11 protein-coding genes are annotated in these 16,602 nt (G+C 71.4%); 9 read left to right on the plus strand and 2 right to left on the minus strand.

The features are described 5' to 3' along the window. Window positions 1–116 precede the first annotated feature (116 nt). The 5 genes from WME82_RS48180 to WME82_RS48200 all read left to right on the plus strand — a co-directional run bounded on the left by WME82_RS48180 (window position 117) and on the right by WME82_RS48200 (window position 10,183). Window positions 117–4,058: a protein kinase domain-containing protein gene (locus WME82_RS48180; RefSeq protein WP_438040825.1), complete on the plus strand. Its 3,942-nt coding sequence runs from the start codon at window positions 117–119 to the stop codon at window positions 4,056–4,058. A 328-nt stretch (window positions 4,059–4,386) separates the two neighbouring features. After that, on the plus strand, window positions 4,387–5,757 hold the full coding sequence (locus WME82_RS48185) for a phenylacetate--CoA ligase family protein (protein ID WP_438040826.1): 1,371 nt from the start codon (window positions 4,387–4,389) through the stop codon (window positions 5,755–5,757). Beyond that, window positions 5,754–6,929, plus strand: coding sequence for a glycosyltransferase family 4 protein (locus tag WME82_RS48190; protein WP_438040827.1), 1,176 nt, complete (start codon window positions 5,754–5,756; stop codon window positions 6,927–6,929). Before WME82_RS48185 ends, WME82_RS48190 begins: the two co-directional genes overlap by 4 nt. Window positions 6,930–7,163: 234 nt before the next feature. Then, window positions 7,164–8,552 carry a DUF1552 domain-containing protein gene (locus WME82_RS48195; RefSeq protein WP_438040828.1) on the plus strand — a complete coding sequence of 463 codons (1,389 nt, stop codon included), beginning with the start codon at window positions 7,164–7,166 and terminating at the stop codon, window positions 8,550–8,552. Further along, window positions 8,549–10,183 carry a DUF1592 domain-containing protein gene (locus tag WME82_RS48200; protein ID WP_437743157.1) on the plus strand — a complete coding sequence of 545 codons (1,635 nt, stop codon included), beginning with the start codon at window positions 8,549–8,551 and terminating at the stop codon, window positions 10,181–10,183. The genes WME82_RS48195 and WME82_RS48200 overlap by 4 nt, the downstream gene beginning before the upstream one ends. 132 nt (window positions 10,184–10,315) lie before the next feature. Here WME82_RS48200 and WME82_RS48205 read toward each other — a convergent pair whose 3' ends face one another. Beyond that, a complete protein-coding gene (locus tag WME82_RS48205) occupies window positions 10,316–11,515 on the minus strand; it encodes an acyl-CoA dehydrogenase family protein (protein ID WP_438040829.1) in 1,200 nt (399 codons plus the stop codon). A gap of 49 nt (window positions 11,516–11,564) precedes the next feature. Here WME82_RS48205 and WME82_RS48210 point away from each other — a divergent pair, with 49 nt between their 5' ends. Genes WME82_RS48210 through WME82_RS48225 form a run of 4 tightly spaced genes read left to right on the plus strand, consistent with a single transcriptional unit; the run spans window position 11,565 to window position 14,585 of the window. Beyond that, entirely contained in the window at window positions 11,565–12,656 is a 1,092-nt protein-coding gene (locus WME82_RS48210; RefSeq protein WP_438040830.1) for a phosphotransferase family protein, read from the plus strand. Between the two features lie 44 nt (window positions 12,657–12,700). After that, a complete protein-coding gene (locus WME82_RS48215; RefSeq protein WP_437914084.1) occupies window positions 12,701–12,895 on the plus strand; it encodes a hypothetical protein in 195 nt (64 codons plus the stop codon). Then, a complete protein-coding gene (locus WME82_RS48220) occupies window positions 12,892–13,557 on the plus strand; it encodes a hypothetical protein (RefSeq protein ID WP_438040831.1) in 666 nt (221 codons plus the stop codon). Before WME82_RS48215 ends, WME82_RS48220 begins: the two co-directional genes overlap by 4 nt. Then, on the plus strand, window positions 13,554–14,585 hold the full coding sequence (locus WME82_RS48225; protein ID WP_438040832.1) for a hypothetical protein: 1,032 nt from the start codon (window positions 13,554–13,556) through the stop codon (window positions 14,583–14,585). The genes WME82_RS48220 and WME82_RS48225 overlap by 4 nt, the downstream gene beginning before the upstream one ends. Window positions 14,586–14,969: 384 nt before the next feature. Here WME82_RS48225 and WME82_RS48230 read toward each other — a convergent pair whose 3' ends face one another. Beyond that, window positions 14,970–16,406 (minus strand): sigma 54-interacting transcriptional regulator, encoded by a 1,437-nt coding sequence (locus WME82_RS48230; RefSeq protein WP_438040833.1) that lies wholly within the window; start codon window positions 16,404–16,406, stop codon window positions 14,970–14,972. Between the last annotated feature and the right edge of the window lie 196 nt (window positions 16,407–16,602).

The following is a 16,602-nucleotide window of genomic DNA, read 5'->3' on the forward strand; positions in this document are numbered from 1 at the left end:
TCACACCTTGGCCGTGGGGAGTGAGCCGGCTCGCCGGCGCCCTGCCGCGGGTTCGTCGCCGGGATTGCCGGGATCTGGCCTCTCCCACGGGGCTCCGTGTGATACTCGCCGTCCCGATGAAACCCGGGGACATCGTCGCCGACCGCTTCTTGATCGAGCGCCTCGCCGGGTCGGGCGGGATGGGCTCCGTCTACCGCGCCCTCGACCGGCACACGGGCGAGACGGCGGCGCTCAAGGTCATGTCGGGCCGCGGCCTCGAGCACGGCGAGCGCTTCGCGCGCGAGGCGCAGGTGCTCGCCGAGCTGCGGCACCCCGGCATCGTCCGGTACATCGCGCAGGGCGCCACGGAGAGCGGCGAGCCCTGGCTCGCGCTCGAGTGGCTCGAGGGCGAGAGCCTCGGCGACCGGCTGCGCCGGCGCGGGCTCACCATCGCCGAGAGCGTCACGCTCGGCCTCCGGGTCGCCGAGGCGCTCGCCGAGGCGCACCGCCACAACGTCGTCCACCGCGACCTCAAGCCGAGCAACCTGTACCTCGTCGACAAGTCGGCCGAGCAGGTCAAGCTCCTCGACTTCGGCATCGCCCGCCTCACGTCGCTCGCGCCCCTCACGATGACCGGCGTCGTCATGGGCACGCCGTTCTACATGGCGCCGGAGCAGGCGCGCGGCGAGCGCGACGTCGGCGCCCAGGCCGACGTGTTCGCGCTCGGCTGCGTCCTGTTCCACTGCCTCACCGGCCGCCCGCCGTTCGTCGGCGACGACATCCACACCGCCCTCCTCCGCGTCGTGCTCGACGAGGCCCCGCGCCTCCGCGACCTGCGCGCCGACGTCCCCGAGAACGTCGACATCGCCGTGGCGCGCATGCTCGCCAAGGCCCCGGCGGACCGGCCCGCGAACGGCGCCGCCGTGGCCCTCGATCTGCTCCGCGTCGGCGAGATCAAGAGCACCCCCCCCGCGCCCGCGAGCCGGCGCGCGAGCGCGCTCACGACCGGCGAGCGGCGCACGCTGTGCCTGATGCTCGCGCGCATGGGCGCGCCGGAGGCCCCCTCGTGGCAGGGGCCCACCATGCCGATGACGCTCCCGATGACCATGCCCCTCGCGCGCACCGTCCCGGAGGACGAGGTGAAGCGCGTGGCGTCGCGCTTCGGCGGGGCCCTGCAGACGCTTGCGGACGGGCTCCTGCTCATCACCCTCGAGGGGCGCGGCCTCATCACGGACCAGGCCGCCCGCGCGGCGCGGTGCGCGATCGAGGTGCGGGACCTCCTGCCCGGCGTGCAGATGGCCCTGGTCGCCGGCCGCGGCTCCGCCGACGACCAGCTCCCGATGGGGCCCACCATCGACCGCGCCGTGCGGTTGCTCGACCGCGCCGACGGCGGGTCGATCCGCCTCGACGAGGTGATGGCCGGCCTGCTCGACGCCCGCTTCGAGGTCGGCGGCGACGCGACAGGCCTCGTGCTCCGCGCCGAGCGCGATCTCGTCGAGGCCGCGCGGACGCTGCTCGGGCGCACGACGCCGTTCGTGGGGCGCGACCACGAGCTCGCCATCCTCGACGCCGTGCTCGACGAGTGCCTCTCGGAGCCGACCGCGCGCGCGGTGCTGATCACGGCGCCCGCGGGGCTCGGCAAGAGCCGGCTGCGCTACGAGTTTCTGCGCCGCGTCGAGGAGCGCAAGGAGCGGGTGCAGGTCTGGCTCGGCCACGCCGACCCGATGAGCGCCGGCTCGCCCTTCGGGATGCTGCGCCAGATGCTCCGCCGCGAGGCCGGGCTCTCGGGCGGCGAGCCGCAGGAGGTCCGCGAGCAGCGCCTCCGCGCCCGCGTGGGCCGGTACCTGAACGGCGCCGACCTCGACCGCGTGACCGAGTTCCTCGGCGAGGTGGCGCGGATCCGCTTCTCCGACGAGGGCCGGGTGGAGCTGCGCGCCGCGCGGAGCGACCCGATGCTCATGGGCGACCAGATCCGCCGCGCCTTCGAGGACTTCGTGCTCGCCGAGTGCCGGGCCGAGCCGGTGCTCCTCGTGCTCGAGGATCTCCAGTGGGGCGACGTGCCCACGGTGAAGCTCATCGACGCGGCCCTCGCGCTCCGCGACCAGCCGCTCATGGTGCTCGCGCTGGCGCGGCCGGAGGTCGAGACCATCTTCCCGAAGGTGTGGGTCTCGCGCGGCGTCCAGGAGCTCCGGCTGCGCGAGATCGGGCGGCGGGGGAGCGAGCGGCTCGTCCGCGAGGTGCTCGGCGACGCCGTGACGCCCGACCTCTGCGCGCGCCTGTGCGAGCGGGCCGGGGGCAACGCGTTCTACCTGGAAGAGCTCATCCGCGCCGCCGCCTCGGGCCGGACCGAGGCGCTCCCCGAGACGGTGCTGTCGATGGTGCAGGCCCGCCTCGAGTCGCTCGACGGCGAGGCGCGGCGGGTGCTCCGGGCCGCGAGCGTGTTCGGCCAGAAGTTCTGGCGCGGCGGGCTGATGGCGCTGCTCGGCGGCGAGCGCCGCGCCCCCCAGGTGGACGGGTGGCTCGCGGTGCTGGTCGATCGCGAGCTCATCGCGCGGCGGGGCGAGGGCAAGTTCCGGAGCGAGCACGAGTACGCGTTCCGGCACGCGCTCGTGCGCGAGGCGGCGTACGCGACGCTCACGGACGAGGATCGCGCGCTCGGCCACCTGCTCGCCGGCGAGTGGCTGGACGCGGCCGGCGAGCGCGACGCGGCGCTGCTGGCGGACCACTTCGAGCGCGGCGGCGACGCGGAGCGCGCGGTCGTCTGGTTCCGGCGCGCGGCGGAGCAGGCGCTCGGGGCGAACGACTTCCGCGCCGCGATCCAGCGGGCCGAGCAGGGGGCCGCGAGCGCCGACGTGGACGGGGAGTTCTTCGCGGCGCTGCGCCTCGTCCAGGCCGAGGCGCACAAGTGGCTCGGCGAGGCCTCCCAGGCCGAGCGGTGCGCCGTCATGGCGATGCGGGGCTTCCCCCGGAAGAGCGCGCTCTGGTACGCGGCGGCCGGGGAGGCCGCGTCGATGCGCGTGCGCCTCGGCATGGGCGACCGGCTCGCGGATCTCGTCGAGGAGCTCCGGGGGGCCGGCCCGGGCAGCGGGGACCGCGGCTCGTGGGTCGACGTCGCGGAGGCGACCGGCGCCTCCGTGAGCGCGCTGGCGCGCATCGCCGGGTCGCTCCTGCACGGGGGCCAGTACGCCGCGGCGGAGGAGATCGTGCAGGAGCTCTCCCGGGTGGCGATGCCGCTCGCCGAGCGCGACGCGGCGGTGGCCGCGCGCATCCACGCGCTCCGGGCGTCGCGGGCGCTCTGCTACGGCGACCCTGCGGCGTCGCTCGCGTGCACGGAGCAGAGCATCCCCGCCTACCTCCAGACCGGCGACCTCAGGAACGCGTGCCTGAGCCGCGTGAACGCGGCGCACTGCCTGCTCCAGCTCGGGGTCTACGGTCGCGCCGAGGCCGAGCTGCGCGACGCGCTCGCGGAGGCGGGGCGGCTCGGGCTCTACAACGTGGCGGCGTTCGCCAAGCAGAACCAGGGCCTGCTCTGGATCCAGCAGGGCGATCTCGGCGCGGCGCGGGCGGCCACGGCCGAGGCGATCGACGCCTTCGTGGCGCAGGCGAACCGGCGGCAGGAGGCGCGGTCGCGGGCGTACCTCGCCGCGATCCTGACGCGGCTCGGCGACCTCGACGCGGCGGACAACGAGGCGGGCGCGGCCGTGGCGATGCTGGCGCACGTGCCGACGCTCCAGGCGCACGCGCTCTCGGTGCGCGCGCGGGTGCTGCTCGAGCAGGGCCGGGCAGAGGAGGCGCTCGAGGCGGCCCGGCGCGGGCTCGGGCTGCTCGTGTCGGTCGGCGGGACCGAGGAGGGCGAGGCGCAGATCCGGCTCGTGTATGCCGAGTCGCTCCGCGCCTGCGGCCACCACGAGGCGGCGCGCGAGGCGATCACGGTGGCGACGCAGCGGCTCGTCGCGCGGGCGCAATGGATTCAGGACCCGGCGCGGCGGCAGAGCTTTTGCCAGGCCGTGCCGGAGAACGCCAAGACGTTCGCGCTGGCGGCGCTCTGGCAGCAAGAAGCGGAGCCGACGCTGCAGTGAGGCGCCGAGTCGCGGCCGCGCTGCGGACGGAAGAGCGCATGTGTGCTGGCTCGCCCGGCTGCGCCGGCGGGCGAGGGCGAGGGGGATGCGCAGCGCGCGTGTCACCGCGCCGCGGTGAGCGGATCGAGCTGAGCCGCGCCGCTGTCATGAGGAGTTCACTCACGCCATCTCCGCGGTAACCAATCGTGGCCGCGGGTGGCGTGGCGTGCGCAACATGTGGGTGGGCGCGCGTGGGTGGCGCGCGTGGGTGGCGCGTGCGTGGGGAAGCGGCGACCCGGCCGCGGCTGCTTGACTGTGTGGCCGAGGTTCGAAAGAATCCTCAGCAGCCATGTATTCAGCCCTCTTTCGGAACGTGCTCTTTCCGTTCTACGAGACGAAACTCCGAGGGAGAGCCACGCTGGCCTACCTGGGGGAGCTGGAGCGGTCCCAGTGGCGTCCGGAGCGCGAGCTCAGGGAGCTCAACTGGAGAAAGATGCTGGCGGCCCTCCGCTTTGCCGAGCAGAGCGTGCCCTTCTACCGGCGCCGCTTCGCCGAATACGGGGTGCGGGTCAAGGACGTGCACGCGCCCGAGGATCTCGCGCGCTTTCCGGTGTTGACCAAAGCCGATCTCCGCGCGCACGGCAGCGAGCTCATCGCGGATGGGTGGCGCGGCAAGCTCTTCAGGAGCGGTACGGGCGGATCGACCGGAGAGCCGGCGCGCTTCTTTTACGATCACGCGACGTACGAGTGTAGAAGCGCCGCGGCCCTGCGCTCCGACGCGTGGGCCGGCGGCCGGATCGGGGACAAGGAGCTGTACATCTGGGGGATTCCGACCCTGGAGCCCCGCTGGAAGAAGGCGAAGCGCACGCTGCACGAGGCGCTGATCCGGAAGAAGACGGTCAGCGCGTGGAACCTGGCGGAGGAGCGGCTCGCGGGGGTGGTGGACGAGATCCGGCGCTACCAGCCGAACCTCGTCGTGGGATACACGAGCCCTCTCTACTACACGGCGCGCTTTGCGCTCGAGACGGGGCACCGGCTGCCCACGCCGAGGGGGATCATCGCGACGGCGGAGCGGCTCTTCCCTCACCAGCGCGAGGTGATCGAGCAGGCGTTCCAGGCGCCGGTCTACGACCGCTATGGGTGCAGGGAGATGATGCTGATCGGCGCGGAGTGTGAGCGCCACGAGGGCAAGCACCTCAACATCGAGAACGTCTTCCTCGAGGTGGTGCGCGGCGGCCGGCACGCGCGGCCCGGCGAGCCGGGCGAGGTGATCCTGAGCGATCTCGTGTGCCGGTCGATGCCGCTGCTGCGTTACAAGAACGAGGATGTGGTGGTCGCGGCCGACAAGGCCTGCTCGTGCGGCCGCGGGTTGCCGCTGCTCGCCTCGGTCGAGGGGCGGGTGCTCGACATGATCGTCGGGACGGACGGCCAGCTCCTCTCGTCCGTGTTCTTCCCCTACTTCTTCAAGGACAACCCGACGGTGGAGCGGTATCAGGTTCACCAGGACAAGACGCGGGCGATCACGATCAAGATCATCCCTGGCGAGGGGTACGGGCCGGAGACGTCGCAGGCCATCGAGCGCGATCTGCGCCGGTTCCTCGGGGAGCGGGCGGACATCCGGGTGCAGCTCGTCAGCGACATCCCGGTCACCTCGGGGGGGAAGTTCCGCTTCACCATGACCGAGGTGCCGATCGAGTTCGGCCGCGGGGCCGCGGCATGAGCGGAGCGCCCGGGGTCCGGCCGGCGCCGTCCGCCGCGCCGGGCCGGCCCGTGAAGGTCGCCCACGTGGTGCTCTCGCTCAACGTGGGTGGGCTCGAGCGGGTGGTGCTCCGGCTGCTCGACAGGATGGCGCGCGACCGGTTCGCGCCGGTGGTGTGCGCGCTCCAGGAGCCCGGCGCGCTGGCCGAGGAGCTGGCGCGGCTCGGCGTGCCGCTCGTGGTGCTCTCGCGGAAGCCCGGCCTCGACCCGGGCCTGCCGTTGCGGCTCTCGGCGTGGCTGCGGCGCGAGGGGATCGGGCTTGTGCACACGCACAACCCGGGGCCGCACCTCTATGGCGCGCTCGCGGCGGGCCTCCTGCGGGCGGTGGCGCTCCCTGGCGGAGGCGGGCCGCGCGTCATCCACACGAAGCACGGGCGCAACTACCCGAAGCAGAAGCGGAAGGTGCTGGTCAACCGGCTGGCCGCGGCGCTCACGGACCGGGTGGTGGCGGTGAGCGACGACACGCGGGCGGTCGCGCTCGAGGTGGAGCATGTCGACCCGGCCAAGGTCGTGACGATCTTGAACGGCGTGGACACGGACGTGTTCCGGCCGGGCGACGCGGGCGCGGCGCGCGCGCGGCTCGGGGTGCCGGCGACGGGCTACCACGTGGGGTGTGTCGCGCGGCTGTCTCCGGAGAAGGATCACGCGACGCTGCTCGACGCCTTCGCGCGGCTCCGCACGACGCGGCCCGACGCGCATCTGACGCTGATCGGCGACGGCCCGCGGCGGCCTGCGCTCGAGGCGCAGGCGGCGCGGCTCGGGCTCGGCGGGGCGGTGACGTTCACGGGGACGCGCGGGGACGTGGCGGAGCTCTTGCCGGCGTTCGATGTGTTCGCGCTCGCGTCGTTGACGGAGGGGATCTCGCTGACGCTCATCGAGGCGGCGGCGGCGGGGTTGCCGATCGTCGCGACGCGGGTGGGGGGCAATCCGGAGATCGTGCTGGAGGGCGAGACGGGGAACCTGGTGCCGCCTGGAGCGCCGGAGACCCTGGCGGCCGCGCTCGAGGCGGTGGCCGTGCGGGATGATCGCGCGGAGATGGGATTGCGCGGGCGGGCACGGGTGATGGAGCGGTTCGGGATCGACCGCATGGCGCGCGCGTACGAGGACCTCTATGACGAGGTGCTCGGGCGGTAGCCCCCGCGGCGCACGACAGCGAACGTCGGCTCCCCATGTGAAGGCTCGGTCTTCGATTACGTCCCCGCGACGAGCAGCGGCTGGTGTATCGCGCCCGCTCGTCGTGGGTTGCTTCGTATGCCAGCTGTGAGATAATTCGGGATACCACGCTTGCTTGCTTGACGAAGCAACAACATAGCAAGACTACGACGGTCATCCACGGGGCGTGCTTGCTTACCCGAATGGAGGGACGAGATGCGTTTTCTTGAGACTGGGTACAAAAAGAGAGAGCTCGCGCTGGGACGGCGCATCTTCTTGAAGGCGCTCGGCGCCGGCATCGCCGCGCCGCTGGCCTTCCGGATGAGCAACCTGGCGCTGGCCGAGCCGAGCTCCGCGCCGGTCCGGCTGTTCATCTACTTCGTCCCCCATGGCATGCCCATGGAGTATGCCGAGCCCTACGGATCGGGAGCGGACTTCCTGAAAGGCTCCACGGTCCTCTCGCCGCTCGCGCCCTTCGGCAAGTACATCAATGTCTGCCGCGGGCTCGGCATCAACGGCTTCAACAACCACGAGGCGGTCTCCGGCGTGCTCACCGGCGTCAAGGACGGCGCCGGGGTCGACTCGGTGGATCACACCATCGCGCAGGCGCTGGGTGTCGAGGCCTACAACCTTGGCGCCAACCCCTATCCGAGGAACCAGGACGGGACCGGGTTCGACAAGAACTCGTACCTGATCCAGCACGGGGGCGTGTGGGTGCGCCCCACGGAGGACCCCGCGGCCGCGGCGGCGGCCATGCTCGGGGCCGTCGGCGGCGGGCAGCAGGGCGGCGGGAGCGGGCCAGAGGCCGACGAGGCTGCGTTCCGCAACGAGGCGCTGGGGCTCACCGAGCGCCAGCTGGAGAGGATGCAGCGCTCGCTCTCGGGCCTCACGAAGGAGCAGAACAAGCTCGCCGTACACCTCGAGTCGGTGCGCTCGATCAAGGCCGCGGCCGACAGGCCGGTCATGAACGGCTGCAGCAGCAAGCCGGCGCTGCCGGCGCTCGACGCGCTGGCGGGCAAGAGCGTGTTCGAGCAAGAGAACCTGCGGCGCGTCGTCGACGCGCACCTCGAGGTCGCCGCGAACGCCATGGTGTGCGGCACGGCGCGCGTCGTCACGATGCAGAACCTGTGGGTCAACTGCGATCTCCCCATGGACTTCACCGATGGCCCTGGGAGCGCGAGCCCCTACCACGGGGCCACGTCCCACTCCCGCGAGCCGCCGGGTCGCATGGAGTTCGCGACCGTCCAGAGCTGGTTCTTCGCGCGGCTCGCGGAGAAGCTGCTCACCCTCCTCGACCAGCCGGATCCGCTCGATCCCGGCAACACCGTCCTCCACAACTCGCTCATCTATGTGTGCAGCGAGATCGGCGACGGCGCGGATCACAACTCCAACGTCCACGACGTCTATCTCGGGAGCCAGATCGTCCACTCGTACCTCCCGGCGATCCTGATCGGCAACGCCGGCGGCCGCATCGCGAGCCGCGGCGTCGTCGACGTCGACACCGACCACGTCAACATGCTGGCCACGCTCGGCGACGCCATGGGCGTCTCGATCAACAGGTTCGGCGCGCAAAGCGCGCAGCCGATCCAGGAGCTGAAGTCATGAAGCGCTGGCAAACGTGGGCGCTCGCCGGGCTCTCGTCCTCGCTCCTCGCGTGCGGCGCGGGCAGCATCGGCGGTGAGGACGACCCCGTGAAAGGTCCGGTCATCGACGGCAGCTCGTGCGAGCAGGCTCAGGTCGGCGCTCCGGTGCTGCGGCGGCTCTCCGCCCTGGAGCTGGAAAACAGCCTCCGCGACGTCTTCCCCGAGCTCGGCACGGCGGCCTGGTCCGGGGTCCGGCTGGGCACGGACCCGACATCGGAGCTCGGCTTCACCAACGACGCGCAGGCGCTGCAGGTCGGCGCCCAGACCGCGAAGGAGCTCCTGAGCACCGCGGAGGAGGTCGCTGACATCGTGACGGCGGACGCGGCGCTGGCCGCCTCGCTCCCGTGCGCAGCGGCCCAGCCCGGCCCCGAGTGCGCTGCCGAGTTCGTCACGCGGCACGGGCTGCGGCTGTTCCGCCGCCCGGTGACCGAGGAGGAGAAGGGCGAGCTCCTGGCGCTCCACACCTCGGTGAGCGGAAAGTCCGACTTCCGCGTCGGGCTCAAGTGGACGCTTGTGTCGATGATCCAGTCGCCCCAGGCGTTCTACCGCTCGGAGATCGGCGCGCCGAGCGCCGGGCGCTACGAGCTGACCCAGCACGAGATCGCGACGGCGCTGGCCTACAACACCACGGGCTCGACGCCCACGCCCGAGCTGCTCGACAAGGCGGCGCGCGGGGAGCTCAGCTCGCCGGAGGCGCTCGTCGAGGAGGCGCGCGCGCTCCTGAGCACGCCGCGCGGCCACGAGGCGATGAGCCGCTTCTTGCAGCAGTGGCTCCGCTACGGGAAGGTGAACGGGATCGCCAAGGAGAAGATCCCCGACTTCAGCACGTATGGCGCCCTCATGCAGGAGGAGACGCGCCTCTTCCTCGAGGAGGTCATCTACACGCGCGGCGCCGGCGTCACCGAGCTCTTGACGGCGCCAACCACCTTCCTGAACGCCCAGCTCTCGACGTTCTACGGATACGGCGGCGTCACCGGACAGGGCTTCCAGCGCGTGGAGCGGCCTCTGGACTGGGGCGTCGGGCTGCTCGCCCAGGGCTCCGTCCTCGCCGGGAACTCGCGCATGGACAGCTCGTCGCCGACCCACCGTGGCCTGCTCGTCTTCGAGCGGCTCCTCTGCGGCTATATCCCCCCGCCGCCGGCGAACATTCCGGCGATCACCAAGCCCGATCCGGGGCAGACGACCACACGCGCGCGCTACGAGCAGATCCACATCTCGGCCGACGGCTGCAACACGTGCCACGCGAGCTTCGATCCCACGGGCTTCGCGCTGGAGCACTTCGACGAGATGGGGCGCTACCGCGCCGACGAGGGGGGCCTCCCCATCGACGACTCGGGCTACATCGCCGTCGCGGGCGAGAAGCGGCCTGTCACCGGCGCGAAGGGCCTGGCCGAGGCGCTCGCCAGCGCGCCCGAGGTGACCGAGTGCGTGAGCAAGCTCGGCTCGACGTATACGTACGGCGGGGCGCTCGGGGCCGAGTGCGCCATCGAGGAGGTCCAGCAGAGCCTGATGAGCGGGCAGATCGGCCTGCTCGAGTTCTTCGCACGCCTCGCGGGCACCGAGCACATGCGCGCCCGCGTCCGCCGCGAGTAAGTCGCCCCCCGTGTCAGAGGAGCCGTCGCCTCCTCAGGCCGGCAGCCCGGCGGAGGAGTCGAGGGGTCGTGAGCAGGGCGAGGGTGGAGGGCTCGCTTGAGGCCGCTCGGATGCCTCTCAGCGGGCGCCCGCTCAGATCAGCGTCGTCAGCGCCCCTCGCAAGAAGTCGCGCGCGACAACGACGTCGTGCACCTCGTCCGGACCATCGGCGATGCGAGCGGACCTGGCGAATCGGTACCAGAGCGAGAACGGCATGTCTTCGCTGTATCCGAGCGAGCCGTGCATCTGGATCGCGTCGTCGAGCACCTGGCAGAGGAGCCGGGCGACGTGGTTCTTCGCCATCGAGGAGTAGGGGCGCGCCTCCTTCTCCTTGCCTTGCTCGAGCATCGCCGCGCAGTGCAGCGTCATCAGGTTGCCGGCGTGGATGCCCGACGCTGCGTCGGCGATCTTCTTCTGGATCATCTGGTGGTGAGCGAGCGTCTTGCCGAAGCTCTCCCGCGTGAGGACGTAGTCGCGGCACATCCCGAGCGCGCGGTCGGCCCAGCCGAGCCAGCGCATGCAGTGCGTGAGGCGCGCCGGCACGAGGCGCCGCTGCGCGAGGAGGAACCCCTCGCCGACGCCGCCGAGGACCGCGTCGTCGCCGACGCGCACGGCGTGGAAGCGGAGCTCGGCCTCGCGGTGCTGGAGCATTGGCGGGCTCATCACGGGGATGTCGCGCACGTGCTCGACGCCTTCGGCGTGACGATCGACGACGAACAACGTCGCGCCGGTGCGAGGATCGTCGGACGTCCGCGCCATCACGATGAGGAACGCCGCCTCACCGCCGCCGGTCGTATACCACTTGTGGCCATCGATCACCCAGCCGCCGCCGACCCTGGCCGCCCTCGTGCGCAGATTCGATGGATCCGCGCCGGCGCCGGGGGCGGGCTCGGTCATCGAGAAGGCGCTCGAGATCTCGGCCCGGGCGAGCGGCGCGAGGTATTTCGCGCGGATCGCGGGCGACGCCGCCTTGTGCAGGAGGTCCATGTTGCCCTGGTCCGGCGCGTCGCAGTTGAAGCAGGCCGCGCCGAGCGGAGAGCGGCCCATCTCGCGAAAGAGCGCGCACATGCCCATGACGCCGAGCCCCAGCCCGCCGTGCTCCGCGGGCAGGTGCGGGACGAACAGCCCCTCGGCCCGCGCGCGCTCGCGGAGCGCCGTGAGCGTATCCCTCCGTCCCGCGCGATCCTCGTCGAGGATCGACGTCTCGTTCGGAATGACATGCGCGTCGACGAACGCGCGCACGCGGCCGCGGAGATCGGCCAGATCGGGGGGCAGATCGAAGGAGATCGTCACAGCGGCAGTATAGGAGGCCGAAGGGCTGCGTGATAGCGTCTGACCTGCGATGGCCCTCACGCCGCCGACCAACACACGCGCGCCCCGCGAGGCGCACCGGATCGACGAAGCGGCCCTCGGCCGCTGGCTCACCGCGCACGTCGAAGGCTGCGCGGGAGGCGCCGTGACCGTCGCCCAGTTCAAGGGCGGTCAGTCGAACCCGACGTACTGGGTGGGCGTCGACGGCGGAGCCGGCGGAGATCTCGAGCTCGTCTTGCGGAAGAAGCCGCCCGGCAAGCTCCTTCCCTCCGCGCACGCCGTCGAGCGCGAGTACCGGGTCATGCGCGCTCTCCGCGACACCGAGGTGCCCGTCCCGGACGCGCTCGCCCTCTGCGAGGACGGCTCCGTGCTCGGCGCGCCGTTCTTCGTCATGCGGTACGCCGCCGGACGGATCTTCTGGGATCCGACGTTGCCTGAGCTCGGGACCTCCGAAGAGCGCCGCGCGATCTATGCAGCGTACATCCGTGTCCTCGCGGCGCTCCATCGCGTCGACTACGCCGCCGTGGGGCTCGCGGACTACGGCAAGGTGGGCGGCTTCGTCGCGCGACAGGTCGACCGCTGGTCGAAGCAATACGAGGCGTCGCGCACGGGCGAGGTGCCGGCGATGGAGGCGCTCATGCGCTGGCTCTCCGCGAATGTCCCGGCGAACGACGAGACGACGCTCGTCCATGGCGACTACCGCATCGACAACATCATCTTTTCGACCGGCGCTGCGCCCGAGGCGATCGCGACGATCGACTGGGAGCTCTCGACGCTCGGACATCCGGTGAGCGATCTCGCGTACGCTTGCATGGGTTACCGCATCAACCTCCCTGGCCGCGGCGGCCTTGCCGGGGTCGATGTCGCGTCGCTCGGGATCCCGACCGAGGACGAGATGGTCGCCTCCTACTGCGAGCTCTCCGGTCGCAGCGGCATCGATGCGTGGCCGTACTTCATGGCCTTCGGCGTCTTTCGTCTCGCCGCGATCGCTCAGGGTGTCTACCGGCGGAGCCTGCAGGGCAACGCGAGCTCCGAGGACGCCGGCGGGTACGGCGCGGCCGTGACCGTGCTCTCGGAGCTCGCCTGCGGTATTGCGGGGATCTCTCCGCGCCAGGCCAGGTGAACGCTCGAATTTCGATTTCGTCCCTGCGATAAGCAGTGGCTGTGGTGCGCTGGGATGACCCGCCGCTGAGCCTGGTGATTGCCGTCGTCGCCGCAAGTGAGAGAACCACGAGGGTCGACGTTGCGGACGCCGTGCTCACAAGGGCAGTCTTGCCGCTCGCGCTGTACGGCCCGCGGGACGTCTTGTCCGGCGACGCGGCGCGGTGTAGCGTGCGCCACGTTAAGGAGGGAGGCGTATGAGACGTCTGCGTGTCGCCGTGCTCGTTTCGCTCGTCGTCGGCTGCTCTATCTTGGACCCCGAAGATCGCGAGGAACTGAGACATCAGATCGCGTCGATGCCGTCCTCAGAGGCAAAGGAGTACAAGAGATGGTACATGAAATGGAGGGCACAGAGATGGTTGGCGGGCAAGGACCCCAACGACGAGGTGGGCAAAGTACAGTGTCGCGACAACGAGGGCGGGCTATGGAGCGGCTGGTACGACCGCCCGAATAAGTTCTTGACCGTCGAGGATGTGGTCACCTGCCTCGTCAAAAGGGCCAACGCGACATATCTCTTTTGCGCCGAAGAATTTGCGTCGTGGGTCGTCCCTGACGCGAAGAAGGAGATCGAGAAGTTGCTGCCCGCGTACACCGACATCGAGTGCAAGTACGTATGGGATTTTCGATACGAGCCCGAGAAGGTGGATCCGAAGATGGTCGATCCAGACGCGATCACGCCAGATGACCTGATCGAAGCCTTGATCACCCTCCCCGGGCCGCCTCCAGGGTGGGCTATTCCTCGGTTCGCGCCGCTTCTCTGCCCGCTCGGCGCAGGGGAGGGCTGGGGATGCCCTCCCAGACCGTCCGACTCGTTTCCTACGGGCGGAGAGCCCACGGACCCCACGGGCGGGGATCATCCATGAAACGTCATCTCGTCGTGCATGAGGCGGGCAATGGGTCGGTCATGTTCATGACCAAGGATCCACGAGAATGGAAGTCCTACCTCCAGAACCTGGGCGAGGTGTGCGGCACGGCATGGCGAGACGATCTGTCGGAGGAGGAGGATCGCGCGTGGGCCGAGGCGCACCGGAAAGAGTTCAACCACTGGGTCGACGGCAGAGCCGCCCCGCCGTGGCCGATGCTGATCGCCGCCGTGAAGCGGGCGTTCGTTGCCGGTTATGGGGCTCTCGAGCGAAAGCCGACCACGGAGGCCGAGGCGCTCGCGCGCCTGGACAGGACCTATCTCTGGAAGCTGCTGACGGCTGACGATGTGGCCCAGGGCCACGGTCCCGAGGCGCTCCGCGCCTTCCAGCGGGGCTTCCGGCTGGGACGAAGCGAGAGACCCTACTCCACGAAGAGGAACATCCCCCGGATGGTGGATCCTCCCTATCACTGGTACCGCCAGCAGGCGGAGGCGAACTTGCAGGGACCGAGCGCAGCTCGCGAGCGAGCCCTCGTGGCCGCGTGGCGCGCGAGCGGCGCGAGTCGCGAGGACGTGGAGGCGAGCCAGCGAGCGCTGCGCGAGCTCCACGCGAGCGCCTGGCGCGATGATGTACCCGAGGAGGATCGCGCGTGGGCCGAGGCGTACCGCGAGACGTGCGCGCACTGGGTCACCGTCCACCGGCGCCGCGCGGTGGCGCAGAGCGCCTACGAGGCCTATCTCCGGAGCAGCGACGGAATCCTCGACGGGGAGCCTGCGCCCCCTTGGTCGAAGCGGTGCCACCGCGACTCGGAACCATGGCGGTACTTCGCGGATCGCGTCGAGGACGCGCCCGAGGACGAGAGCGAGCTCGCGACGGCCGAGGCGGCCGCGCGCGAGTACTGGGACGCGCGCTGGCGCGAGGCGCCGCCGTGGGACGGCGACCCGGCCCAGGTCCACTGGCTAGCGGCGGTCCGCGCCGCGCGGGAGACGTCGGCGGCGATGGCCGACCACATTCCGAGGCCCTGGTAGCGGTTGCCGCCTCGTCCGACCCCGACCGCCTTCAGTTCGTACAAGGTTGTCCCCTCGTCCGACCCAGCCCCCCTTCAGTTTGTATAAGGTTGTCCCCTCGTCCGACCCCGCTCCCCTTCAGTTTGTACAAGGTTACCCCCTCGCCCGACCCGAGGTGCCTCGAACCTGTACAAGGTTGCCGCCTCGGCCGACCGGTGGTGTTTCAATCCGTGGGCGGCCGCCTTCACGCCACAGCCAGTCTGAGGGAGCGCACTCCCCGAGCTCTCCATGGCGGCTCGCCGTGGGCGGGACGAACGTCTGCTGGACACTCTCCGTAGAACTTGTGGGTGAGACAAGGCGGCTCTGCCGATTGGCCGAGCGAGCGCCGCACGCGGGCCCGCAGCCTCACCCTTCTGCGTCCCCGCCCGCCCCGCGTTGCGCGAGCCAGCGGTAGAGCTGGGTCCGGTGCATGCCGAGCGCCCGGGCCGCGCGCATCACGTTGCCGTTTTCACGGCGCAGCACCGCCTCGATCTCCGCCGCGGCGGGCCACGCCGCTGCCCGCCGCGAGGGCCCCTTCTCCGCCGCCGGCCGCTGCGCCCGCGTGGCGTCCTTCACGGTCTCGCCCAGGACCCCGCCGGACATGCCCGCTGGTGGCTCAGGGACGCTCAGCCGCCCCGCCGACGGGGAGAGGTGCCGCTCGTGCACCACCGAGCTGCCCGCAAGGTGCGCCTCCTGCGCTGCTGCCCGGATCTCTGCGGTGAGCTCTCGAATGTTTCCTGGCCACGCCCGCAGGAGGCACGCCTCGATCAGCGACGCATGCGCCCGAGCGGGCGCGGTCGTCTCGGCGTGCGCGCCAGCCGACGTCGCATGCCGCAGGGCCGCATCGACGAGCCACGGGATGTCCTCCGATCGCTCGCTCAGCGGCGGTATGCGGACCGAAGGCCGCGCGATGCGGAAGAAGAGATCGTCGCGCAGCTTCCCCGCGGCCACCTGGGCTCGCAAATCCTTGTGGGTCGCCGAGACCAGCGCGAAATCCACGCTCACCGGCCGCGAGGCCCCGAGGGGGATCACCTCCTTCGCCTCCAGCGCCCGCAGGAGCTTCGCCTGCACCCCGAGGTCGAGCTCGGCTACCTCGTCGAGAAAGAGCACCCCGCCGTGCGCTGCCTGCACGTAGCCCTCGGCGTCCGCCGCGGCGCCCGAGTACGCCCCTTTGCGCGCGCCGAAGAGCAGCCGCTCGGCCAGCTCCTCGGGGATGGCGGCGCAGTTCACGGCGACGAAGGGCCCATCGCGGCGCGGGCCGAGGACGTGGAAGGCCCGCGCCGCGTGCTCCTTACCCGTTCCGCTCTCGCCGGTGATGTGCAGCGTCGTCTCGAGGCTCGCCGCCCGACCGATCGCATCCCACGTGCGGGCGAGGGTCGGGCCGAGGATCGTGCCCTCGGCGCGCGAGATCCCCGCGCGGAACGGCTCCACGTCGGCCTGGAGCAAGAACACCGACCAGCCTGTGCGCACGATCCGGAGCTCGGCGCCGGCGCGCGTGCCGATCAGCGGGACGCCATCGAGCCAGGTGCCGTTCCGGCTGTCGAGATCCTCGACGTGCCACTTGCCCTCGCTCCAGCGCACGCGCGCGTGCTTGCGCGACATCCGCTTGTCGTCCAGGAGCACGCCCGCTACCTCGCATCGCCCGAGCTCGATCTCGCCGTCCTCCAGCGGGAGCACATCGCAGCGGGGGCCGTCCACCGAGAAGATCAGGACCAGCCCGGGCCTTGGCTTCCGGAGGCCGCGGTGCTCCGACGGGGGGCCGGGCGCGTCGTCCAGGGTCGTGTTCGGTGCAAGGGGCGCCACGATCACCGCGGAGTGTAACGCGGCTCGTATGCCCTGTGCAGGGGGCACCCGCCGCGGTAGACGGAGAGCAGCGCCGCCGCTCCGCGGCGAGGGGCGCGCTCAGGACGCCCTGCGCCTGGCGCGTGTGCCAGCCATACGACATGAGAGCGCGCGGGACGCGCCGATGGGAGGCTAGCTTCCAGGCGGGCATCCATGG

The sequence above is a fragment of the Sorangium sp. So ce128 genome (assembly GCF_051525245.1).
Lineage (GTDB): Bacteria > Myxococcota_A > Polyangia > Polyangiales > Polyangiaceae > Sorangium > Sorangium cellulosum_B.